This is a genomic window from Anaeromicropila herbilytica (assembly GCF_016591975.1).
Taxonomy (GTDB): domain Bacteria; phylum Bacillota; class Clostridia; order Lachnospirales; family Lachnospiraceae; genus Anaeromicropila; species Anaeromicropila herbilytica.
Map to the genome: position 1 here is coordinate 1388000 of NZ_AP024169.1, position 25037 is coordinate 1413036.

The window sequence follows — 25037 nt, forward strand, 5'->3', positions numbered from 1 at the left end:
TAAGAATGATTTTTATGGAGTAGTTGGATTAGATTAACTTTATTGGAATGTTATTGGAATTCCATTGAAATAGTATTGAAACTCTATTGAAATTCATTCTTTTATTCTCGAAAGTATTAATCTACTGATTAAGGAGAATCTATTAATATTGTGATAAATTATTTGAAAGGAATGTAAGTACAGTATTAATATGAAACAACAAAAGAAGGAGAAGGTTAAATGGGAAAAATCATATTTTTAGATGTAGATGGGACTTTAGTTGATTATGAGAATCGTCTTCCAGAGAGTGCTGTTGATGCTATTCGTAAGGCAAGAGCTGCTGGTCATCGTGTTTATATATGTACAGGACGTAGTAAAGCAGAAGTGTATCAGAACCTGTGGGATATTGGATTGGATGGAATGATTGGAGGCAATGGTAGTTATGTTGAAGAACATGATCAAGTAGTAATGCATCAGTTGATTACGAAGGAGCAGTGTCGTAAAGTTGTTGATTGGTTACAAGGTCGAGGTTTGGAATTCTATCTAGAGAGTAATGAGGGTTTATTTGCAAGTGAGAGATTTGAAGAACGTGGTGACGTTACAATAAAAGAATATACCAAGCAAAAAGGAAAGCCAGATGCAGAACATATGACGATTCGTAAAGCCTTTCCAGAGATGATATTTGGTGGGGAGTTATACCGTGATGATGTGAATAAAATCAGTTTTATCCTAGACAATTATGGGGATTATCTTGATGCAAAAGATGCCTTTCCAGACCTACATGCAGGTACATGGGGCGGAAGAGGGGAAGAAACTCTATTTGGAGATCTTGGAGTAAAAGATATTCATAAAGGAAATGCAATTGAACAGCTACTTAATTATCTTCATGCAGACCTTGCTGATACGATTGCATTCGGAGATGCGAAAGTTGATATACCAATGCTTGAATACTGCGCTTATGGTGTAGCTATGGGAAATGGTGGGCCAGAGATTAAAAAAATGGCTGACTATATTACGGATGATGTGGAAGAGGATGGATTGTATCATGCGTTTCGTTATTTGGGGTTGATTGAGTAGGGGAAAATAAGAATATCATAAGCGGAGGGGGGTCGCTAGAGTGATTGGATATAATTCATATGGAGGAAATCTATGATAATCAAATGTGTTATTGAAATAGTATTATTAATCTATGTTATGCTATCTATACTTGCGTATGTATTAAGTAAAGATATTGAGAAGACAAAGGTGAAAAGTATAGTTTATTTGTTAGTGGGAGTATTGGAAGTACTTACGATTGGAATGTTTAATAGTGTATATAGCATGATTCCTTTAGCGGGTGTTTTACTTATTTTGTGGTCTTGTGCAGTACATAATGGATATAAGTTATACGGAAAACCAAATTGGAAGCATCATATTATCAGAGCTAGTGTTAGTGTCGGAATGTATTTATTATATGTAATAGTGTGGGCTTCATTTTAAGTTGAATGTTTGAAAATAGTTGAGTAAGAGAGCTGAGTTGAAGTAATAGACATAAATTGTGAAAACTGACTTGGAGGAATATGATGAAAGAATATCAGGAAGATAAAATCAAAGAAATTAATAATGGATTACAGACGGCATATGTGGATAGTAGCTGGAATTCAAATCTTGCATATAGGCCAGAGTTTATTTCGAATGATTATAAGCAAGGGAAAAAAGTATTATCTTCAATTGAAGAGGAATTAAGGAATTGTGACGAATTTTGTATAAGTGTTGCTTTTATTACTATGAGTGGAATAACACCATTACTTCAAGTTCTAGAAGAACTTGAAGTAAAAAATATATCAGGAAAAATACTAACAACAGATTATTTAACATTCAGTGAACCAGCTGCATTAGAAAAATTGAGTGCATTGAAAAATATAGAATTGAAAATGTTTTGTACAGATTCAGAGGTTGGTGGTTTTCATACTAAGGGTTACATATTCCGAAAGGAAGAGATATATAGAATCATTATTGGAAGTTCTAATATGACATTAAATGCAATTACAAAAAATCGTGAGTGGAACACAAAAATTGTTTCTACTGAAGATGGGGCAGTAGCAAAGGATATATTAAATGAATTTCATTCCATGTGGAAGGATTCTCACACTTTAAATTATAGTGAGTTGATATCTCAATATAGAACAAGATATCAAATTATTAAGGATCAACAAAGAATTGCTAAAAAAGAGAAAGTTGCAAGTATAGAGCAATATAAGTTGAAACCAAACAAAATGCAAGTTGCGTTTATTAATAATCTGAATAAGATGCGTAAGAACGGTGCTCAGAGAGCTCTACTTCTAAGTTCGACTGGTACAGGAAAAACATATGCCTCTGCATTTGCATTACGAGACATGAACCCAAAGAAAGCTCTTTTTATTGTACATAGGGAACAGATTGCAAAGCAAGCCATTAAAAGTTATCAAAAAGTGTTTGGAAACAATAAAAGCTTTGGACTTCTTTCAGGAACTAGCAAGAAAACAGATGCAGAGTATATGTTTTCTACAATGCAGATGATGGCAAAGACAGAGATACATAGTCAGTATTCTCAAGATGAATTTGATGTAATAATCATTGATGAGGTACATCACGCTGGTGCAGAAAGTTATCAGAGGATTATGGAATATTTTAAACCTAAGTTCTGGCTAGGAATGACTGCTAGTCCTGATACAAATAATTATGATATTTACTCAATATTCAATCATCAAATTGCATATGAAATACGTCTGCAACAAGCATTAGAAGAGGATTTACTTTGCCCATTTCACTATTTTGGAATAACAGATTTGGAGGTAAACGGAGAAGTTTTTGATGATAATACTGGTATGAAAAATTTCAATTATCTCATTTCGGAAGATAGAGTAAACTATATTATTCAAAAGGCAGAATATTACGGATATAGTGGAGAGCGAGTGAAAGGACTTATCTTCTGTAGTAGAAAAGACGAAGCAAAAGAATTATCTAGTAACTTTAACAGGCGTGGTTATCGAACTGAATACTTAACAGGTGAAGATAGTCAAGAACGCCGTGAGCAAGTAATAGAACGTTTGACAGATGATGATAATGCCAATCACCAGCTTGATTATATTTTTACAGTTGATATCTTTAATGAAGGTGTAGACATACCCGAGATTAATCAAGTAATAATGCTTCGTCCTACCGAATCTCCAGTCGTATTTGTACAACAGTTAGGAAGAGGCCTTCGAAAAACAGAAGAAAAAGAGTACGTTGTTATTTTGGACTTTATCGGGAATTATAAGAATAATTTTATGATTCCTATAGCATTATCAGGAGATAGAACTTATAGCAAGGATAATATTCGTAAATATGTAATGGAAGGAAGTCGTATTATTCCAGGAAGCTCCACTATTCACTTTGATGAAATTAGTAAAAAGCGAATATTTGAATCTATTAATAACGTGGCTACGACGAAGAAACTTTTGACAGAGAAATATCTGGTATTAAAATACAAGTTAGGTAGAATTCCTTCATTAGTTGAATTTTATGAGTATGGAGAAATAGATCCTATGCTATTTATTGATTATTCAGGAACATATCATCTTTTTAGGAAGATGGTAGATAAAGATTATAAAATTGAATTAGCACAAAATGAAAATACCATTTTAGAATTTGTATCTGGCATTATAGCGAATGGGAAAAGACCTCATGAGTTAGTTATTCTGGACTGTATCATGAATTCGAATAGTTTTAACCAGGATGATATTAAAAACAAATTAAGTGAAGACTACAGTATTGCATACACTGATGAAGCGTTTGAATCTGCAATTCATGTATTAGATGGAAGGTTTTTAAATAGTCCAAGTGATAAGAAGAAATTTGCTGATCTTGAAATATTACAAGAAGATGTAAATGGAAACTATCAAAGGGTGAAATCATATTATCAAAGGTTACAGCATAATGAGTTTTACAATCAGTTGAAGGATTTAATTCAATTAGGGTTAAAGCGATATAGTGATCTCTATTTACCTAGATTAGATGATTGCGGATTGGCATTATATCAAAAGTATTCAAGAAAAGATGTATGCAGAATATTGAATTGGGAAAGAGATGATAGTTCCACTATTTATGGATATAGAATTAAATATAGAACATGTCCTATATTTGTAACCTACAATAAGCAAGAGGATATTGCAGAAAGTACAAAATACGACGATCAATTTATTGATAAAAAAGTATTTAGTTGGATGACACGAAGTACTGGTAACTGGAGACAAGAATCAGAGCAACTTATGAATTATAAAGATAATGGTATACTCATTTATTTATTTGTAAAAAAGAGTGATGGAGAAGGTAGTGATTTTTACTATATGGGACAATGTACTCCAATAGAGGCAAACGAAACCATAAACACAAACGGAGCTCCAATCATGAATATTAAATTACTTTTGCAAGAATCAGTTCAGGATGATATCTATGACTATTTTACAAAATAGAATAAGGGTAATTGTAAAACTTTGATATCTTTAAGGTAGTAAGTAGTTTTATAATTACCTATCAAAAAGAAACAACAATCAAAGGAGAAACAACTATGCAACAATCATTCACATACAACCAAATAGTCCACTTAAATTCACACCTAAATGAAAGTTCAATCCCATTCCATCTACATTACCAATCTGAAACGACAATAACCTTCGAGAAATTGGGCAACTGTGCCTGCGAAGGAAAAGAGAACATATTCCAGTCAGTAGTAACTGAATTTTTCGCTCAAGAAGGTATCAAGGTAAGATTCTCTGAGAACGGAAATGAGATAAACCTATTTAAATCAATCGAAGTAGTAGCAGCTGTCATCAAAGGTGTAGGAAGTAATAAAGGAAAGATCTTTGCCGCACAACGAGGATATGGAGACTTTCAAGGAGGATGGGAGTTCCCAGGTGGTAAGATGGAAACTGGAGAGTCAACAGAAGAAGCACTCATTCGAGAAATCCGAGAAGAATTAGATTCAGAGATTACAGTAGGAGATATTCTATGTACAGTCAATTATGATTATCCAACATTCCATTTAACCATGCATGTCTATTGGTGTGATTTAGTGAGTGGAAAGTTAGAATTACTAGAACATGAATCTGCGAAGTGGCTAGGAAAAGAGAATCTTAAGAGTGTGAATTGGCTGCCAGCAGATATAGAAGTAATAGACAGGATAGAATTGACATATTATTCCATTTGAGCTAAACTAATTATGTTTAATACTAACCAACACTAACTCCATCAGAATAAGATTTGAAGTAAATATCGTAAATAATGTATCTATAATAAATCATATATAACGATTTTTACTTTGAAACCATCATTTGTGAAATGTTTCGTGTAAGCTTTGAGAATCTTGTTATAATAATTTCATCATAAGGAACCCCATATTAAATGAAAGAAGGAGGTATCATAGGTGAAGTTATGGCAACAGTGACGCAGCTAATTATCTGTGAGCAAGATACTGCATTTAGACGCTTCTTAGAGCACAACATAAGAGATATCATTGATAAACAAAGGATGGATATGCAATTAAAGCTTGTTTCTGATGATATAGAGGAGATAACTGCTTGTTTACAAGAAAAAGCGAATAAAAAGGTATATATAATTGATACAGCATTTCGGCCTGAAGTAAATGGATTTTTGTTAGCTAAGTATATTAGGAGTATAGATAGAAGCGGAGCAATAATCTTAATGACAGACGATATCTTAAAAACAAGTAATGTATTTATCCAAAAACTCGAAATACTTGATTACATACGAAAAACGGAATCAGAAGAATGCATTCTACAGATACAATCGGATCTGGAATACATTCATAACAAGTATAAAAAATGAGTTGATAAGGGTGAAGGAAATGATTAAGGAAATAGCTAACAGACTGAGCAATAGACTTAATAAAGACATGCAGTTAGAGGGGATAGATAAAATAAAATTAGAGTACGGAACAGAAATCATTGTTAATAATGTATTTCATATATTAATAGTATCTGCACTAGCAATACAATTTGGAATGTTCCAGGAAGTATTTATTATGTTATTGTCATTTAAGCTCTGTAGAGGACAGGCTCATGGTCTACATGCGAAAAATCTTAAGAGATGTATGTTATATTCCTGCATCTTAATTCTATTAACTCCATACATAGCACAAAGAATGGTCTTGCCATGGTATGCATACATAATTATATTTATACTATTCTTTATCGCTTTTAGCCTTTATGCACCAGCTGATACAGAGAAGAATCCTATCATTGGTGATAAAGTAAGACAAAGATTAAGAATGAAAGTGTTATCTATCTATGTAATATTATTCCTTTTAGTCTTTTGTATTCCAATAGACTGGATTAAGAATTGCATCGTATATGGTATCACATTAGAAGTAATATCTATATTACCCATCACTTATAAAATATTAGGAAAGAGGAGAAATAATTATGAAAAATATGAAAAAGACTTTGCCAATTAATATGCAAAAATCGTTAATAAATTGTGTTAAAACAGTAGCGGATAATAAACAACAAAAGGATTGGTCCTTATTATTTCACGAAATTGTGATGCCAAATGAATTGCTGCAACAGCGTATGTAGGAGTAATTATATAGAAAATATTACCCGTAAAGCATAAAAATAGAGGGGTATAGGGGAGAATTATGATTGTTTATTTCTATTTAATACTGTCTATCTTGGCATATATACTGGTTCTATACAATTTTACAGAAATATTGAATAAGAAAAGATTTATACAAGGAGCAATACTATGTATTATATTTATAAGTCTTATTTATGATATATTCCAATCAGTATTTATTTTAGGAATCATTGTATTTATTAGTTTTCTTGTGTTATTAATTGCTTTAAATCATAATGTTTTTACCAATTGCATTTCATGTGTCTTATCCATGATTTATTTATTAATATGCAATCAAATCTTTGGAAGAGTAACCTTATTATTAATTGGAGCCAAAAGATATGCTATGATAGGAAATAAACCTTATGTTCGTTTAATAGTAATGATTATTTTTGATATAGTTTTATTTCTTACAAGTATGGTAATTAGGAGATATATTTCACGAAATGGAACGGAATTAAGCATTGTAAAAAATCGTAATTTTAAATTCTGGGCAATTTTATTTGGGTTATTCTTATTTGTAGGAATTTATACATCCATTCATACGACAGAGGTGGGAATCTTTGATGTTGTGATGTATATCATAGGATCTTTATTTTTTATTATATTGTTATATTTGATGTATACTTCTAGTATAAAAGAAGAAAAGGTTGCAAGAAAACAGTTGGAATTACTGCAATTGCAGACTTATACCGAGAATTTGGAGTACATCTACAATGATATGAGAAAAGTAAGGCATGATTATATGAACGTATTAGCCTCTATGGTAGGATATATGGAAGAGAGAGACATGGATGGCTTGATTGATTTTTTTGATCATAATGTTTTAGCCTTTACTCACGAGATGAAATCATTAGATTTTCAACTTGTGCGCTTATCCAATATAAAGCAAAGAGAGTTAAAAGGTTTAATAGCTATCAAAATAGTAAAAGCTAGAGAAGCAGGAATTAACGTAAGCATTGATATTGCAGAACAAATAGAAATAACGGAACTTAACCCAATCGATATATGTCGTATGATAGGTATCTTGCTGGATAATGCCATTGAGGCAGCCTTAGAGACTAAGCAGAAGACATTACAATTGGGTTTGCTTATAAAGAAGAATTCAAAACTTATTATAATAATTAATAGCTGCAAAGAAGAACGTTTGAATATATTTCAGCTGTATCAGAAAGGTTATTCTACAAAAGGTGATAACAGGGGATTAGGCCTAAGTAACTTAAAAGAAATTATATCAAAATATTCGAACTGTGATATGGAAACCGTAGTCGAAAACTATGAGTTTAAACAGATAATGGAAATAAGACCGTGTTAAGTATGAAAATACACTAGGAGGGTACTATGATCAATATATATATTTGTGAAGATAATCAAGAGCAGTTAGAAAAGGTTAAGAAAGCAGTTTTAGATACCGTTATGATTGAAGATATGGATATGAAACTAGCTTTGGCGACAAAAAATCCTCATGCAATTCTTGATGATATTGATGAAAAAGGCGGAACAGGAATCTACTTTTTGGATGTTGATTTAAAGACAGATATCAATGGAATCCAACTAGCTGAGAAAATACGCCAAAGAGACCCGAGTGGATTTGTCATATTTATTACAACTCATGCTGAACTTAGTTATTTAACCTTTAAATATAAGGTTGAGGCATTAGACTATATCATAAAAGATGATTTTGACATGGTATCAAAAAGAGTGAGAGAGTGTCTTATGTATGCATTTAAAAGCTTTGCATCCAGTGGTGACGACAGGGGTGAAGTGTTTTATATACATACAAAAGATAAAGTAGTCTTAATAGAATATAGTAAAATAATATGTTTTGAAACATCTCCAACAATACATAAAATTACCCTATATGCAGAGAATAGGCAGATTGAATTCTATAGTAACATGAAGGATATTGAGGATAAACTGGATAGTCGGTTTATCAGGTGCCACAGGTCTTATATTGTCAATCAAGATTACATAAAAGAAGTTGATAAGAAGAAGCGAATGATCTATCTAAAAAATGGACAGTCATGTTTGATATCCGTACGAGGACTTAAATATATTAAATAATGGATTTCTTTGATAAGAGTAAGTGAAATGATATTTTGCTTACTCTTTTTTTAATTTACGAGGAAACTTCTTCGAGTTCTCTATTGGAATAATTTATCCGTGATTAAGTAAGAAAGGATCTACGTAAATGACAGAAAATATAGCGAAAATGACATTAGAAGAAGCAAGGAGTATGCAATAAGATGGAATCTTTATAATCTATGCATGATATGATTTCACAGCATATTTCCAATGTATAATATGCATATAGTCAAGGAAATCATTGGAACAACTTCCAGTGAAAAGCTTGAACTTATATACGAAAAGGTAGTTGATAAAACCAGAAGTACATAATTTTGAGGGGTTGGTAGATACAGAATTACGTAATGCATGAAGTGTAATCAATTGATTATGCATAGCAAGGTTACAATTACCTAACATATTAAAAAAAACAAGGAAGGGAGAAAAAACAATGAGCAAAGAAAAGGATGTTAAGCCAATTGACAGCGTAGTAGAAGAAATCAAAGGACAAGACCTTGATGAAAAGGCAGGAGCAGGAATTAGCACAGCAATTCAGATGACATTAGCAGGAAGATGTGGAGCAGTTCCTACTTTATCTTATGAATGTAGTTCGGATCATAAACGTTGTGACAGATAATTAATTTACATAACAAAATCTTATAAAAAGAAATCTTATAAAAAGAAAGGGAGAAAAATCATGAGTAAAGAAAAAGAAGTAAAACCAATCGAAAACGTAGTAGAGGAAATCAAAGAACAAGACCTCGATGAAAAAGCAGGAGCAGGAATTAGTACAGCAATTCAAATGACATTAGCAGGAAAGTGCGGCAGAATGCCTACTATTTCTTATGAATGTACATCCAATAATGTATCTTGTGGTAAATAATTAAATTAAAATGCAAATAAAAAATTATAAAAAGGGAGAGCAAAAACATGAGCAAAGAAAATGAAGTAAAACCAATTGAAAACGTAGTAGAGGAAATCAAAGAGCAAGATCTTGATGAAAAAGCAGGAGCAGGAATTAGCACAGCCATTCAATTAACATTAGCAGGAAAGTGCGGAGGTTTTCCTACAATATCTTATGAATGTACTTCTAATAACGTATCTTGTGGCAAATAAATGAAACTGAAATAAATGAAATAGGGTTAGGTTCCTTGTAATCTAACCCTATTCATTCAAAGAAAATGTAAGTGAGAGAAAGGAACGGAGTATGAATCTTAAAAATACGATGCATTTAACAGAGCAAACAAAGCAACATGAAAAAATAGACTTTTGGTTGAGTTTATTTCCAGAAAGATCTCAAACGGAAGTGGAAGACATCATCTATAATATATCCGGATGTACCATAGAGTCTCTAGCAGAGAAAAGCCAATCTTACTCTTCGGAGAACATGGCTATTGAGATTCATAACCTTTTTTCACAAGTAGAATCTAGTACTGATAAAGAAATTGAAATAGAAATAATTGATAATATGCTAATTACATTATCAACAAATAATCATTGGGTGTATTTCTTTCAACCAGTGCTATTAAAACCGATTGTTACATTTATAAAAAAAGTTGAGAATTACAAATTGATTCAGAGTAAAGAGACTTTGCTTAAAGCAACGATTGAAAGTATCACTGCTAAGCTTACCGCCATGAGTTACAGAGTGCTAATCATCGAGATGAACACTGCCAAGCAGGAAGAATTGTTAAAGGGGAACACAAGCGACGACAGAGGAAGGTATTTTAATGATTATCTGTTAAAGAATAAAGATTATGTAAGTAAGATATATAACAGATATCCAGTACTATATCAAGAAATGACTCGAACTGTTGCATATACCCTTAGATACATGGAGGAAATATTAGATAATACAGAGAAAAATATAGCTGAAATTGAAAATAACCTAAATGACGGAAATACGTTAGGTAGTTTAAATAAAGTAATACTGGGAAATGGTGATACACATAATGAAGGAAAAATGGTGGCAACACTTATCTTTGAAAAAAAGACCATTATGTATAAACCTAGAAACTTCTCCATTGAGAAAAGCTTCGATGCATTTTTACAATGGGTAAATGGAAACGTAGCTGAGTTTTATCCATTAACAAGTTGCAAGCATTATAGTATAGAGAATGCAGGTTGGATGGAATTTATAGAGCATTCAGAATGCCAAAGTATGGAAGAGGTTACACAGTTCTATATAAAAATGGGTCAGTTATTATGTCTGTTATATTCCATAAATTCAAAGGATTGTCATTGTGAAAATCTAATTGCCAGAGGAAATGAACCGATTTTAATTGACTTAGAAGCCATACTTCATACCGATGAATATAACAGTAAGAATGGCTTTGATTCTATAGAAGCCTATATCCACAGGAAAGTACAAAATTCTGTTGACGGTGTAATGATTTTACCATCCTTATTACAGAATTTTAATACCAATGATGTAATGGAAATTGGAGCTATTGGATCAGGAAGGCCTAAAAAGTCACCTTATAAAACGCAAATTATTAAAAACTTCGATTCAGATGAGATAAAGGTCGAATATGTCAATAAAGATATTGCGGATGCAGAAAATTATCCTTTATACAAGGGCAAGGCAGTGGGTGGAAATGGATACATTCAATATGTGAAGAAAGGTTTTATCAGAACCTATCAGTGGATATTAGCAAATAAAATTCAATATAAAAATATGGTTCGGGAAATATTTGAAAATGTAGAATGTCGTGTGATATATAAGGCAACCAATGATTACACACAAGTGTTATCAACCAGTTATCATCCAGATTTATTGCATGATAATATGGATCGAAGATTCTATTTTCACAGAATTGGGTTGTTAATTAAAAAGAATGAGCCATTTATAGAAAAAGATATATATCAAACAGAAATAGAATCAATGTTAAAAGGAGATATTCCTTCTTTTCATATTATGTCAGACAGTAAGATAGCATACAACCATAAGAATCAGCCAGTTTTCTGTCATTATAAGAAAACAATTCTAGAGGAGATTATGGATAAAATTCAGGATATGGATTTAGTTGACTTACAACGTCAGATATCCCTTATTAATATGAGCTATTATGGTTGTAAGATGGAAGTAGATATGCAAGATGATACAGGAACAAAGCTTTGTTATAGTTCAGATAAAACATATGACTATTTACTTTTAGCGAAAGGATTAGGAGAGAAAATATTAAGTAGAAGTTTTACTTGTGATGTTGGCGGAAAGAAAGAGTATAGTTGGATTTGCTATAATGGCTTTGGCGATAATTATTACTCCATTAATCCAGTTGGATGGGATCTATATAAAGGAAATTCTGGTATTGCACTTCTATTTGTACAAATGGCAGAAGCTACTAGTGAAAGCACATATTTAGAACGAGCAAAAGAGATTATGCATTCTGTAGAACGTCATATAGATACAGCAGGAAAAGCAGAAATTGATATGATGGGATTTGGTGCTTTTGCAGGTATATTCTCTTATATCATTGCTGCATTAAGTTTAATCAATAAAGGGGTATATCAAGAAGCTGAGACAACAGAAGTATTACAACGTATTGATCATATACTGAGTCTCAGTAAACAGAATCTTTTATATATTAAGAATCTTGACGTATTGTCCGGTCTAGCTGGTATGTTAGGTGTATTGGTGCAATTGTATCATAGCTCTTTATATCACAAGAAGGATAAACTTAAGCAATTGACGGAGCGAATTGTGAATATAATCTATGATAATGCAATTACTGTGGATACAAATATGTTAACGTGGACTCAAAATGGTGATATTGGCTATGCACATGGAAATGCAGGTATCATAAGTCAATTATCTAGAGTGAAAGGTATGATAGAAGATGAAAGAATTGATGAGATGATAGCAAAAGGACTTAAATATGAACGTGAGAAATGCTTTGATAAGTCATCGAACCGTTGGATATTTAGAGAAAATACAAAGTATTATTCTTGGTGTAACGGCATCTGTGGATTACTACTTTCAAAAATAATACTGTATGAAGCAGGGTATGGAGAAGAAGCCCTCTCTACAGAAATAGATTTATTAATAGAACAGCTTAAGGAATGTGGATTAGGTTACGATTCTAGTATATGCCACGGTGATATGGGTACCATCTCTGTTTTACGGTACGCTAGTAACTTTAAACATTCAGATACTATGCATGAAATGTGTAAAGCTACTCTTGATAGTTTGATAGAGAATTACTTGGTAAAACAGGAAGGGGATATTTATTATATGGAGGATTGGGGGCTTATGGTAGGTAAAACTGGCATCAGTCTAGGATTATTAGAGGAAAGTACCAATCAACAGATTATAGCAAATATATTAGCCTTACAAACTTTATAGCTATAAAGAAAGGTGATAAAAATGAGCGAAATTCTAAAAGTAACAGATATTTATAAACAATATGGAAGAAAGGATAACATAACTCAGGCAATTGACGGAATATCATTTCAGGTGAACAAGGGTGAATTCGTGGGTATTATGGGACCATCAGGTTCAGGTAAGTCGACGTTACTAAATTGTATTTCCACAATTGATACAATTACATCTGGTGAAATTAAAATTGATGGGAAAGACATTACCAGCTTACAGCCGAAAGAAGTAGCTGCATTTCGTAGAGAAAAATTAGGTTTTATCTTTCAACATTTTAATCTGCTGGATACGTTAACAGCCTACGAGAATATTTCCTTAGCTTTGTCTATAAAAAAAATACCAGTAAAAGATATGGAATGTAGAATTAATGAGATTGGCAAAACTCTTGGAATTGAAGGTGTATTGGAAAAATACCCATATCAGATGTCAGGAGGGCAGCAGCAAAGGGTATCCGCTGCAAGAGCAATTGTAAGTGAACCATCTCTGGTACTAGCAGATGAGCCAACAGGTGCCCTGGATTCCAAATCAGCTAAGATGCTTCTCTCTAATCTAGAGACGATGAATCAGAAATTACAAGCAACTATATTGATGGTTACACATGATACCTATACAGCAAGTTATTGTAGACGAATCCTATTTATCAAGGATGGTAAGATCTTCAAGGAAGTACTCCGTAAGGAAGAGACAAGAGAAGAATTTTATGAACGTATTCTGGGATACGTAGCCTTGCTTGGAGGTGAATAAGTTGAAAAACAATAAAATATTTTTCAATATCTTGATTAATATGCGTGCCAAAGCAAGCAGAGAGGAGTTAGCATGTACTTAAAAATTAGCTGGAATAATGTAAAAAAGAATTTTAAAGATTATGGTGTATATTTTTTAACCTTAATGATTGCAATTGCTTTGTTTTATGCTTTTAATTCTTTAGGTTCACAAAGTGCTTTTGAAACTGCCACCAGTACTGCAACGAAGAATCTTTCCAAGCAATTGATTACAATGATGTCGGTTTTATCCAAGTTCGTAGCTGTTATCCTATCCTTTTTGATCATATATGCAAATAACTTTTTACTAAAAAGACGAAAGAAGGAACTAGGAATCTATATGCTGCTAGGCATGGAAAACAGACGTATTTCAAGTATTTTTGTAACCGAGATTATATTAGTTGGAATCATTTCTTTTCTAGCAGGAATTACAGTTGGAAGTGTGTTGTCACAGGGAATATCGATTCTTGCATTACGATTATTTGCATTCGACTTGTCTTCTTATCAATTTTCTTTTTCCATGACTTCTTTGGGAAATACATTGATCGCTTTTGTAATTATTTTTGTACTTGTCATTCTTTTTAATGTGCGAATGATTCGTAAAGTGAAATTGATTGATTTAATGAATGCAGGTAGAGTAAATGAGCAATTAAATATTAAAAGTATTAAAGTAATTGTTGGAATATTCTTAGTTGGAATTGCAATGCTTTTTAGTGCCTTATGGTTGATATATAAAGGAAATGGGTTAAAGGCAGATTCTCCTGAATTTTTGATAAGTGCTGCCTTTGTTATATTGGGAACAGGGTGCCTGATCTATTCTTTTTTCACAGTATTTCTTTCACTACTAAAAAGAAATAGTAAGTGGTACTACAAAAATATTAATGTATTTGTCTTACGTCAGATTAGCTCCAAAATTCAAACGAACTTTGTAACTATTACTGTAGTGTGTCTCTTGTTAACAGCAACTATGGTAATTGTCTCAACAGGTATGGGAATGGCATTTACCTTAAATAATAATGCTGATTCAGCAGCACCTTATGAAGTTAGTATCTATCAGGAGTTAGATAATCCTAAGGTTGTAAAAGGGCAGAGTATTACCGATTACCTACAGGAACACAAGATTAAGACAGATGATTACTTGGAGAAGAAATTAGAAATTCATATCATAGAGGATAAATCGTTACAGTACAATCAAGTTCTTCCAGATACCAGTCTTTTGTGGGATACGGATAAAGATTTACCACAGGAGAACATGCCAATCATGTCTATTTCTGATTACAATAAAATTCTTGTAAGCCAGGGAAAAGATAAGATACAACTGAATGATGATCAATATATCTTTAATAGTTGTTATAAAGGTACGAAAGAACTACTTGCGAACTATCTTGGGAAAAAAGGTCATATAACTGTAGGAGACCAAACACTGACACCTGCAGAACTTAAGGTTCAGGAGGTTATTTACTATCTGTCTCCAGTTGGAGCAAATGATAAGGGGACAATTATTGTCAGTGATCAGGTGGCAAAGGAGTTAACACCAACATTAGTCGTTCTTAATGCACATTTACAAAAAGGAGTAGAGCCAGAAAGCTTTGATAATCAAATACTGAAATTAATTGGTGGCTCAGACTGTCCTTACAAGTTTTTCACAAAGTCTATGTTAAATGTTATATATTATGGTGGATTTGCCTTGGTTGCTTTTGTGTGTTGTTATATGGGAATTGTATTTTTAATCATATCAGTTTCTATATTGGCTTTGCAACAATTAACAGAAACCGTAGATAACGTCTATCGTTATCAGATGCTAAAGAATCTAGGTGTGGATAAGGGAATGTGTAATAAGGCAATATTGAGGCAAATTGTAGTATATTTTGGTACACCTCTTTTGTTAGCTATCATTTATACTCTTGTGGGGTTACCCAAAATACTTAGCATGGTACGAAGAGGATTAGGGCTGCAGATTGGCTCAAATGTAGGATTTACCCTTGTACTATTTCTAATTATTTATGGAAGTTATTTTGTAATCACTTATTTTAGTTGTCGTAGTATTTTAGGAGGTAACATTGCAATTGATAAAGAGTAGGAAAGGAGAAGGAAAATGGGAAACTGGAATAATGTAATTCAAAGTGTTCAAGATACTTGGATACCACTCATTGTTATATTTGGTGTTACTATACTAGCGCTTTTCATCGTTAAGTTTATCAGAAAGAAGAGCAAATAATGAAGTATTAAAGAGAGGGGGTGAGGTTAATATGAAGCATTCAAAACGTGTTCCTTATGTAGAACAAATGCAGCAAACCGAATGTGGTTTGTGCTGTATTGCCATGATTTTAAAATATTATTACAGTAATGAAACACTGGGAGCAATTAGAGAAGAATTAGAGGTTGGAAGAGATGGCCTAGAACTTAAATTTATGGAGAGATATTTTAGATTAAAAGGGATGGATACAACGATTTTATCACTTAAGGCAGAAGAACTTTTGGAATTAAAACAACCCGTAATCCTCCTCTTAGAGAATGAGCAATATGCTATTTTGGAATCTATTAATCAAAAATATGCCATAGTGATTGATCCAGCTTATGGAAGAATTAAGAAGAGTTATAAAGAGTTTATAACATCCTATCATGGAGATATTTTGAAGGTGACACCTAACTCATGTTTTATGCCTGTTAAAAGAAGAGGTTGGATATGGGGTGACTTATTAAAGCGAATTGGACAAAAAAAAGGAATATTTTTGCAGACGGCCATCATTTCTATTATCACATATGGTATTCAGCTTTTCCTACCAATATTGATTGAAAATATGATAGATTTAACCTTAAAGCAAGAAGCGCAAATGAAGGTAAAATACTGTATTTACTTCATAGTATTTACCGTATTACTTTATGGATTTATGTCCTTTATCAGACAAAAAAGCGTCATATTGCTACAGATGGAGGTCGACAGACATTTAATCAAAAGTACGTTCACGAAATTAATGCAGTTACCCTATAAATACTTCGAAAGTAGAGCTAATGGTGACCTCTTGTTTCGCTTAAGTAGTTTGAACATTATTAGAGATCTGATTGCACAGCATATCATTAATGGGGTTATACAGCTAGGTTACGCCATTGTAATCATTACCTATTTAGCAAATAAATCTTATTTGCTTGCGATGGTTACCTTAGGTATCTTTGCATTAAACGGATTTTTTATTGTACTAATACGACCACTCATTCTAAATGCCAATCAGCAGCAGATTATTGAGAATACAGCCTTACAGACGATGCAAACAGAAACGGTCTACGCGATGTTTGGTATTAAGACTGCAGGAATGGAAGAGGAAATCTTTGATGATTGGAATAAAACATACAAGAAAAGTATGAAGGCTTACCAAAAGAAAAATTTCATTATGAATATTTACACTACAACAATAACCGTATTTCGTACGGTGGGACCATTTTTCATATTATTACTAGGATTAAAACTCAGTGTAACAGGTAATATGACAGTTGGTGCAGTAGTAGCATGTTATTCACTTGCAAGCGTTTTTATTGGAACAAGTGTTTCTTTATTTAATATGTGGAACGATTTTGAACTTGCATCCTCCTATCTGGAACGTGTTAATGATATTACGGAGGCCAAAGAAGAAAAGAAACCTGAAAATGCATTAAATATTGATATAACAGGAAGCCTTGAATTTAGAAATGTGTCATTTGCATATACCAATACCTCACAAAATGTGATTGAAAATATAAGCTTTACAATCAATAGAGGTGAAAAAGTTGCAATCGTGGGATCATCTGGATCGGGTAAGAGTACCTTGACGAAACTGATGCTAGGATTATATGAACCAACTGCTGGGGATATTTTCTATGATGGTGTTAGTATATCAGAAGTGGATAAACGGCATTTAAGAAAGCAGTTAGGTGTAGTACCACAGGATATGACCTTATTCAATAAGACCATTTTAAAAAATATAATATTAGATAGTAGACAAGTAGATATGGAAGTAGTTAAAAATGCAGCAAACATTTCGCAAATAAGTGAAGAAATTGAGGAAATGCCAATGAAATATAATACCTTAATTTCGGATATGGGAATGAATCTTTCAGGAGGACAAAGGCAAAGGATTATACTTGCCAGAGCTGTTGTTAATAATCCAAAACTGATCATTCTGGATGAAGCAACTAGTTCACTGGACTCTATAAATGAAAAGAAAGTATCCAAGTATTTTGAAGAGAATGGTAGTACCAGAATTGTAATAGCGCATAGAATGTCCACTATTATCGATGCAGACAAAATTCTGGTAATGGATAATGGTCAAATTGCTGAATGTGGTACACATGAAGAATTAATGGAGAAGAAAGAAATCTATTATACCTTATATCAAAGTCAAGGAAAGAATCAAGTCAAAACAGCCTAGTAAGGGGGGATATTATGTTAGAAAAATTGAAGAAAAAAGCAGATAGCAAACAGTATCAGATTACCCAGTTATCGGTTCAAGAAGCAGATGGAATTGTAGCAACAGGATTTCATAACACAAATATTGACTATATGAAAGAAAATTATAGTAGCCGCGTGAAAGAAACTAGATCCATCTTGTCAAAATTGCATATGAAGTAAGGAGATGAGAAGATGAAAACAACACACATGAGAAAAGTTCCATATATTCAACAAATGCGACAAACAGAATGTGGATTATGCTGTGTTGCTATGATAATGCGGTATTATAAAAGTTTTGTAAGCATGCGAAATATTCGAGATAGGCTGCATGTAGGTCGTGACGGATTAAAAATATCTATTTTATCCAAGTACCTAGAAGACAGCGGTTTAGAAACAAAAGTTTATAAAGCAGAAACCAGAGCTTTACTCGGTTTGCCAATGCCAGCCATTATTTATTGGAAAGAGGAACATTTTGTGATTTTAGAAAGCATAAATGATAAGGCAGCAGTATTGGTAGATCCAGCAGTAGGGAGAAGAAAAATCAAATTGCAAGATTTTTCAAAAAGTTATTCAGAAATTATCATGGTGATAAAACCTACTGAGAACTTTCATCCTGTTAATGAACGAGAAAATCTTTGGATAAAAATAATACAGCATATCAAAGTTAAAAAACAACTTTATGTAAAACTTACTATTGCTTCCTCTCTGTTGTATCTAGTTCAGTTAAGTATACCTGTGGTGATACAAAAATTAACGGATGGAATAAGTCTATCAAGTAACCCAACCTTCAGTAACCAATATTATCTGGTTGTCATACTTATCATGTTCCTAATCAGTTCGGTTACTTTTTACCGAGGACAGAAAATACTCGACTTACAACTCAATATTGATCAATATTTAACTAGAGATACCTTTCATAAAATGTTGAATCTACCCTACCGATTTTTTGAAAATAGGTCCAATGGAGATTTGTTATTTCGCTTGAATTGTTTGCCAGTGATTAGGGATCTAATATCAGAACAAATTATTCAGGGAATCTTACAGTTTGGAATGATGCTATTTATTCTTGGGTATATGCTTAGTAAGTCCCTTTTGTTAACAGGTGTAGCAATACTATTTCTTGTTATCAACATTCTCTTTATTGTTAAAATGAAACCGGCCATGATGGAAGCGAATCAATGTGAGATTATGGAAGATACTAAATTACAGGGAGTTCAGGTAGAGGCTGTTTATTCAGCATTTGGCATTAAGATTGCAGGCTTAGAAGAGGATATATTGGATAGCTGGAATGAAAGATATGTAAAAAGTCTGGATGCTTATAAGCAAAAATACATGGTTAAGAATATCAATGATTCTGTGTTATCAGTACTCCAGATCTTAGCCCCTCTTGTTATGTTATCCATTGGCATATTTCAATACATGGATAACCAAATGACAATGGGAGAAGCCATAGCTATATATACACTGGCTGGAAATCTATTCACAACAGGTATGTCAGTATTTCAAATAGTGAATTCCTTTATGTTAGCGACTTCTTATCTGGAAAGAATTACAGACATAGTTGATGCAGATGTAGAAGAACAACCTTTGCAACCTATAGAATTAAAAATTAAGGGAGATATTAAACTTGAGAATATATCTTTTTCATATACCAATCATTCTGCAAATGTCATAGAAGATGTCTCTTTGCATATAAATCAAGGTGAAAAAGTTGCCATAGTGGGTGCTTCAGGGTCGGGAAAAAGCACACTTGTAAAGATAATTATGGGTCTTTATGAACCACATAGTGGTCATATTCTGTTTGATGGAGTTAATATAGAAGAGTTGCATAAAGTGAATCTAAGGCGTCAGGTTGGAGTTGTGCCACAAGATATGACTTTATTTAATAAAACCATCTATGAGAATATCTGCCTACATCGAACAGTAGATGAAGAAACGGTAATACAAGTGGCAAAAATAGCACAGATAGATGAAGAAATACAAAAAATGCCTATGAAGTATCAGACTTTGGTTTCTGATATGGGAATGAACTTATCAGGTGGGCAAAGACAAAGAATTGTGTTGGCTAGAGCACTTTTAAATCATCCAGAGCTTATTATTCTAGATGAAGCAACCAGTGCCTTAGACAATGAAAATGAACAAAGAGTATCATCCTATTTTGAAACAATGAAATGTACGAGATTAATCATAGCGCATCGATTATCTACCATAATAGATTGTGACAATATCATTGTGCTAGAAAAAGGTAAAATTAAAGAGATGGGAACCCATGGAGAATTGATGCAACAAGGTGGCGTATATTCCAATCTATATAATATTGTTGAGAATGCAGTTAGTCTTGCGTAACATGATGTTAGGAGGGACATAATATGAACATTTATGTTTGTGAAGATAGTGAAATACAACGTAAATTTCTAGTGAAGACAATTGAAGAGTATAGAAAAGAAAAAACTCCTGATATACAAATTAAGTATGTAGGAAGTGACCCTTATGAGGTAATAAAGCTGGTGGAACAGGAAAATGACAGTTCATTATATTTTTTGGATGTGGATTTGAATACGGATATCAATGGGATTGAATTAGCAGAAAAGATACGTAATTTCGATATGAAGGGATCCATTGTTTTTATTACGAATCATCCTGAATTCACTTCTATGACTTTTGAGTATAAAATTGAAGCTTTAGATTATATTGTAAAAGATGATTTAGACAAAATGACTCCACAGATATCAGATTGTATCAGCAAGGCTTTTAATAAAAGGAATATGTTGGAAAATGAAGGCCATAATTGTCTAATGATTAATAGCAAGGACAAAAAAGTAAAGGTAAGTTATCAAGACATAATTATTATTGAAACCCTCACCACGCCCCATAAGGTAATGTTAACAGCTGAAAACCGTAGGCTAGAAATCTATGCTAATCTAAAGGATCTTATGAAACAGCTTGATGAGAGATTTATTCGATGCCACCAATCCGCCATTATCAATAGTGAAAAGATTCAAGAAATTGATTATAAGAATATGAAATTGGTTCTAACAAATGGGCAAAATTGCGTGTTATCATATGTGGGCCTAAAACTTCTTAAAAAAAAGTTTCAGCCATAAAAATAAGGTGAAAGTTACTGATATAAGGTCTAACAGAAGACTTTCAAGTATTAGGAAACGAGTTTGTATTTCAGTGATAAATAGCTGATTTACAAACTTCTTTTTCTTTGTTATCTATATTTTAGATAAATTAATTAGTGTAAATATGATGGAAGTCAATTATAAAGCTCAAAGGTCAGTAAACTTGACATATTTAAGCAAGAGAAGAAAGGAAAGTAATCCGTAATACACTTATAATATGCTTGTAACAACGAAGGAGGGAGAATATGGAGTGGACAGAGACATTGCAAAAGGCAATCAATTACATGGAAGCTCATTTACTAGATGAGATCAATTATGAAGACGTGGCAAGGCAGGTTAACATGTCGAGCTATAACTTTCATAGAACATTTAGTTTTATGGCGGGAATGACTGCGAATGAATATATCAGAAATCGAAGGCTTTCCTTAGCTGGGCAAGAATTATTAGAGAAAAATGGAAAGGTAATTGATATTGCCTTAAAGTACGGGTATGACACACCAGAAAGTTTTACAAAAGCATTTACTAGATTTCATGGTGTAGCACCGAAGTATGCAAAGAAGACTGGAACCAAACTATGCCTCTTTAATCCGTTGATAATTAAAATTAGTTTGGAAGGTGGAATCATTATGGATTACAGAATTGAAGAAACAAAAGCACAGAGGTACCTTGCACTAATAAGGGCATTTAGTAATGAACATATTAATGATGAAGTTAATAATAAGGTACCTGATTTTTGGAGTGAATGTCATAACAAGAATCTTGTTGAACCACTCCGTAACTTACGTCCAGATGGCAAAAAAGACCTATATGGCCTTTGTTCTCCTACAAAAGTAGGGTCAGAGACGTTTGATTATGGAATAGGTATCTTACTAGATCAAGATACCAGTATGTTTGATGAAGATGAGATGTGTAAGGCTGGATATCGAATCTGGGAGGTAGAACCTTGTACGTATGTTGTATTTAAATGTATGGGAAGTGACGGAAATTGTATTGGAGAGAAGTGGAATCAATTCTATAAAGAGTTTTTACCACAGATGGGTTATGAGTCAACAGATGCTACCGATTATGAAATCTATTACGAAAAAGGTGAACCAGGAATGTTCTGTGAACTATGGATACCAATCAAGAAAAAGTAAATATTAATAAAAAAGTATTAAGAAGTTAAATAATAATATTATAGTTGGAATTAATTACTATATAAGTGTAAGTGTTAGAGCATTTCAATATTGCTTTAACATTTACACTTATTTTAGTATGTGGTGCTGTGATGAAAATATCGTTCCTATCTTACGTGTTTCACATGTATTACTGTAAGGAATGCATGTGAAACAGGGTAGAGTGAGAGCTTAAAAATAAGATAAAAAAGTGTTGACAGGTAGAAAAACAGGAAGTATACTGACGGTATACAAATGTACACCATCATTATACCAATCGCAATAGATTTTTATTTTCTTACAAATAGATACAAATAGAAAAGTGTACAGCCAATAAGAAAGGTTTGATAATTAGAGTGAGAGAAGATATTAGAGAACAAGACAGAAATATTCGAAAGAAAGCCATTATAGATTCTGCTGAGATTATATTCTACCGTAAAGGTGTTGAGGCAACCAGCATGGATGAATTGGCTAAAGAATGCGGATTTACAAAGAGAACGATCTATAGTTACTTTACATCGAAGGAGGAGATCTACTATGAAGTAGTAATTCGTGCATATCAGAAGATGAATGTACAAATCAGTACTGAGATTAAGGATCATGATATTGTTAGTGAGGCTGAACGATTAAAACGCATTGCCCTTATTTTGATTGATTTCAATCAGACGAATGCAGCAGAATTTAAAGCAATTGTTGATTTTGAGAATAAAGATATTGATACTTTGTTACAAAATGAGATTGCAGCTAAGTGTTACGAGGAAGGACAATTTCTAGTCAAAGTACTAACAGAAACCTTAAAAGAAGGAATTCAAAAGGGTGAATTTCGAGATGATCTAGACATAGGACAGACCTTTTTGGCAATGTGGTCAGCCCTACTTGGAATGGCACATTTAATGAATTATAAGAAGGAATACATTAAGAGGTATTTAGAAGTTGATGTATATGAATCTGTTGATTATTTATTTCATATTATTATTGATTCGATAAGAAAGGAAGAGAAGTAATGAAGGTAAAGAAGATGGTAATAGCAATTGTGTTAAGTTCAACATTAGTAATTAGTTCCGTATGTGGCGTAAAGTATTTATATGATGTTAAGAATTACAAGAAAGAAGTTGCATCAATTGAGATTAAGGACATTGATATGACTAAGGTTAAGGATGGTCAATATATTGGTAAATATGATGTCAATTTTATCGCTGCTAAGGTTAAAGTTACAGTGAAAGACCATAAGATTCAAGATATTAACTTGTTAGAACATAAGAATGAGAGGGGAAAGGCAGCAGAAGCAATTGTGGATACTGTAATTGCTAAGAATTCAATTAAAGTAGATACTATTTCAGGAGCAACGAATAGTTCCAAGGTTATATTAGAAGCTATCCGTAATGCATTAGAAGGTTAAGATATGGCATATAATAAGACTGAAAGCTATAATATGAGTACCATTACTACGCAATTAATTATAAATCAGGAAAATTCAACGAAAGCATCAGAAGAAGTAAAGGAAGAACTTATATCCATTGAAAAGAGGATGAGCTTTTTCTTAGAGAACAGTGATATTAGTAAAATTAATCGTAATAGTGGATTATTAGGTAAAGTAGTCATCCATCCAGATACCTTAGAGGTAATTGAAAAGAGTATAGAGTATTCCAGATTAACGGATGGAGCATTTGATATTACTTTAGCACCAGTTATTCGAGAATGGGGAATTTTTTCTGATCATGAGAGAATTCCAGATAACGAAACATTGGAAGAACTGATAAAGTTAGTTGGTTATCAGAATATATACATAGATAAGTTAGCTATGTCGGTAGGATTAAAATATCCTGGGCAAAAAATTGATTTGGGTGCGATTGCAAAGGGATATGCTACAGATAAAGCAATAGAGATTTACCGAAAGTATGGGATATCGTCTGCTATGATTAATATCGGTGGCAACGTTACAGTGTTAGGGGGCAAAGAGAATGGGGAGCCATGGGCAGTTGGCATTCAGAATCCAGAGAGTCCGAGAGGCGAGACTGTTGGAGTACTATTATGTGAAGATACTTCAGTTGTAACGTCTGGTAATTATGTGAGGAACTTTTCTGCACAAGGCAATGTATATGGGCATATTATTGAGACAAGAACAGGAATACCTGTTCAGAATGATTTGGCCAGTGTAACCGTAGTATGTGATAGTGCTATCAAAGCCGATGCCTTGTCAACAGCAATATTTACGATGGGAATAGAAAAAGGATTAGACTTTATTCGCACTGTGCCTGATATTTGTGCCATATTAATTACAGATCAAAAAGAAATATATATCAGTAGTGGACTTAAAGATAAGTTTTATTTGGAGGACCAAACTGGATTTAGAGGAATATGGTTTTCTTAAGCTTAATAATTCTTAACATGATATTCTGATTCATACCTTTTGCAAAAGCAAATAAAGAATATCAGATAAAATTAATGAATATGTAATAAATAAGTAATAACCCGAATAATAAATTACGTTATGATTTCTTTATACAAGGAATAGTAATG

At 32.8% G+C, this 25037-nt stretch carries 24 protein-coding genes and 1 pseudogene; all 25 read left to right on the forward strand.

Translation table 11 applies throughout. The features are described 5' to 3' along the window. Nucleotides 1-219: 219 nt before the first annotated feature. A complete protein-coding gene (locus tag bsdtb5_RS06055; RefSeq protein ID WP_271715134.1) occupies nucleotides 220-1056 on the forward strand; it encodes an HAD family hydrolase in 837 nt (278 codons plus the stop codon). Nucleotides 1057-1128: 72 nt separating this feature from the next. Continuing rightward, nucleotides 1129-1458, forward strand: coding sequence for a hypothetical protein (locus tag bsdtb5_RS06060; RefSeq protein ID WP_271715135.1), 330 nt, complete (start codon nucleotides 1129-1131; stop codon nucleotides 1456-1458). Nucleotides 1459-1541: 83 nt separating this feature from the next. Continuing rightward, a complete protein-coding gene (locus bsdtb5_RS06065; protein WP_271715136.1) occupies nucleotides 1542-4454 on the forward strand; it encodes a DUF3427 domain-containing protein in 2913 nt (970 codons plus the stop codon). Nucleotides 4455-4549: 95 nt separating this feature from the next. Continuing rightward, nucleotides 4550-4714, forward strand: a pseudogene (locus bsdtb5_RS22005) (hypothetical protein); the annotation flags it as partial. A 57-nt stretch (nucleotides 4715-4771) separates the two neighbouring features. Beyond that, nucleotides 4772-5188 carry a (deoxy)nucleoside triphosphate pyrophosphohydrolase gene (locus bsdtb5_RS06070; protein ID WP_271716058.1) on the forward strand — a complete coding sequence of 139 codons (417 nt, stop codon included), beginning with the start codon at nucleotides 4772-4774 and terminating at the stop codon, nucleotides 5186-5188. A gap of 194 nt (nucleotides 5189-5382) precedes the next feature. Next, nucleotides 5383-5826: a response regulator gene (locus bsdtb5_RS06075; protein WP_271715137.1), complete on the forward strand. Its 444-nt coding sequence runs from the start codon at nucleotides 5383-5385 to the stop codon at nucleotides 5824-5826. A gap of 19 nt (nucleotides 5827-5845) precedes the next feature. After that, nucleotides 5846-6454: an accessory gene regulator B family protein gene (locus bsdtb5_RS06080; RefSeq protein ID WP_271715138.1), complete on the forward strand. Its 609-nt coding sequence runs from the start codon at nucleotides 5846-5848 to the stop codon at nucleotides 6452-6454. Continuing rightward, nucleotides 6423-6575 (forward strand): hypothetical protein, encoded by a 153-nt coding sequence (locus tag bsdtb5_RS06085; protein WP_271715139.1) that lies wholly within the window; start codon nucleotides 6423-6425, stop codon nucleotides 6573-6575. The genes bsdtb5_RS06080 and bsdtb5_RS06085 overlap by 32 nt, the downstream gene beginning before the upstream one ends. A gap of 62 nt (nucleotides 6576-6637) precedes the next feature. Next, complete coding sequence (locus bsdtb5_RS06090; RefSeq protein ID WP_271715140.1) at nucleotides 6638-7930, forward strand: sensor histidine kinase; 1293 nt, start codon at nucleotides 6638-6640, stop codon at nucleotides 7928-7930. Between the two features lie 26 nt (nucleotides 7931-7956). Then, nucleotides 7957-8679 (forward strand): LytR/AlgR family response regulator transcription factor, encoded by a 723-nt coding sequence (locus tag bsdtb5_RS06095; protein ID WP_271715141.1) that lies wholly within the window; start codon nucleotides 7957-7959, stop codon nucleotides 8677-8679. A gap of 451 nt (nucleotides 8680-9130) precedes the next feature. Further along, on the forward strand, nucleotides 9131-9316 hold the full coding sequence (slmA, locus tag bsdtb5_RS06100; protein WP_271715142.1) for a salivaricin M family lantibiotic: 186 nt from the start codon (nucleotides 9131-9133) through the stop codon (nucleotides 9314-9316). Nucleotides 9317-9376: 60 nt separating this feature from the next. Beyond that, on the forward strand, nucleotides 9377-9562 hold the full coding sequence (gene slmA / locus bsdtb5_RS06105) for a salivaricin M family lantibiotic (protein WP_271715143.1): 186 nt from the start codon (nucleotides 9377-9379) through the stop codon (nucleotides 9560-9562). 47 nt (nucleotides 9563-9609) lie between these two features. Then, nucleotides 9610-9795, forward strand: a complete 186-nt coding sequence (gene slmA, locus bsdtb5_RS06110; protein WP_271715144.1) for a salivaricin M family lantibiotic — start codon at nucleotides 9610-9612, stop codon at nucleotides 9793-9795. A 91-nt stretch (nucleotides 9796-9886) separates the two neighbouring features. Continuing rightward, on the forward strand, nucleotides 9887-13024 hold the full coding sequence (gene lanM / locus bsdtb5_RS06115; protein WP_271715145.1) for a type 2 lanthipeptide synthetase LanM: 3138 nt from the start codon (nucleotides 9887-9889) through the stop codon (nucleotides 13022-13024). 21 nt (nucleotides 13025-13045) lie between these two features. Further along, nucleotides 13046-13798, forward strand: coding sequence for an ABC transporter ATP-binding protein (locus bsdtb5_RS06120; protein ID WP_271715146.1), 753 nt, complete (start codon nucleotides 13046-13048; stop codon nucleotides 13796-13798). Nucleotides 13799-13870: 72 nt separating this feature from the next. Next, nucleotides 13871-15895, forward strand: coding sequence for an ABC transporter permease (locus bsdtb5_RS06125; RefSeq protein ID WP_271715147.1), 2025 nt, complete (start codon nucleotides 13871-13873; stop codon nucleotides 15893-15895). A 15-nt stretch (nucleotides 15896-15910) separates the two neighbouring features. Further along, nucleotides 15911-16033 carry a hypothetical protein gene (locus tag bsdtb5_RS06130; protein WP_271715148.1) on the forward strand — a complete coding sequence of 41 codons (123 nt, stop codon included), beginning with the start codon at nucleotides 15911-15913 and terminating at the stop codon, nucleotides 16031-16033. 31 nt (nucleotides 16034-16064) lie between these two features. After that, the gene (locus bsdtb5_RS06135) at nucleotides 16065-18218 is read left to right on the forward strand and encodes a peptidase domain-containing ABC transporter (RefSeq protein ID WP_271715149.1); all 2154 of its coding nucleotides are present in this window, start codon (nucleotides 16065-16067) and stop codon (nucleotides 18216-18218) included. 14 nt (nucleotides 18219-18232) lie between these two features. After that, on the forward strand, nucleotides 18233-18418 hold the full coding sequence (locus bsdtb5_RS06140) for a hypothetical protein (RefSeq protein ID WP_271715150.1): 186 nt from the start codon (nucleotides 18233-18235) through the stop codon (nucleotides 18416-18418). A 12-nt stretch (nucleotides 18419-18430) separates the two neighbouring features. Continuing rightward, complete coding sequence (locus tag bsdtb5_RS06145; protein ID WP_271715151.1) at nucleotides 18431-20584, forward strand: peptidase domain-containing ABC transporter; 2154 nt, start codon at nucleotides 18431-18433, stop codon at nucleotides 20582-20584. A 23-nt stretch (nucleotides 20585-20607) separates the two neighbouring features. Continuing rightward, nucleotides 20608-21342, forward strand: a complete 735-nt coding sequence (locus tag bsdtb5_RS06150) for a LytR/AlgR family response regulator transcription factor (RefSeq protein ID WP_271715152.1) — start codon at nucleotides 20608-20610, stop codon at nucleotides 21340-21342. A gap of 266 nt (nucleotides 21343-21608) precedes the next feature. After that, nucleotides 21609-22499 carry an AraC family transcriptional regulator gene (locus tag bsdtb5_RS06155; protein WP_271715153.1) on the forward strand — a complete coding sequence of 297 codons (891 nt, stop codon included), beginning with the start codon at nucleotides 21609-21611 and terminating at the stop codon, nucleotides 22497-22499. 374 nt (nucleotides 22500-22873) lie between these two features. Continuing rightward, nucleotides 22874-23521: a TetR/AcrR family transcriptional regulator gene (locus bsdtb5_RS06160; protein ID WP_271715154.1), complete on the forward strand. Its 648-nt coding sequence runs from the start codon at nucleotides 22874-22876 to the stop codon at nucleotides 23519-23521. Then, nucleotides 23521-23916 carry an FMN-binding protein gene (locus bsdtb5_RS06165; protein ID WP_271715155.1) on the forward strand — a complete coding sequence of 132 codons (396 nt, stop codon included), beginning with the start codon at nucleotides 23521-23523 and terminating at the stop codon, nucleotides 23914-23916. Before bsdtb5_RS06160 ends, bsdtb5_RS06165 begins: the two co-directional genes overlap by 1 nt. 3 nt (nucleotides 23917-23919) lie before the next feature. Then, entirely contained in the window at nucleotides 23920-24888 is a 969-nt protein-coding gene (locus bsdtb5_RS06170; RefSeq protein WP_271715156.1) for an FAD:protein FMN transferase, read from the forward strand. Nucleotides 24889-25037 lie beyond the last annotated feature (149 nt).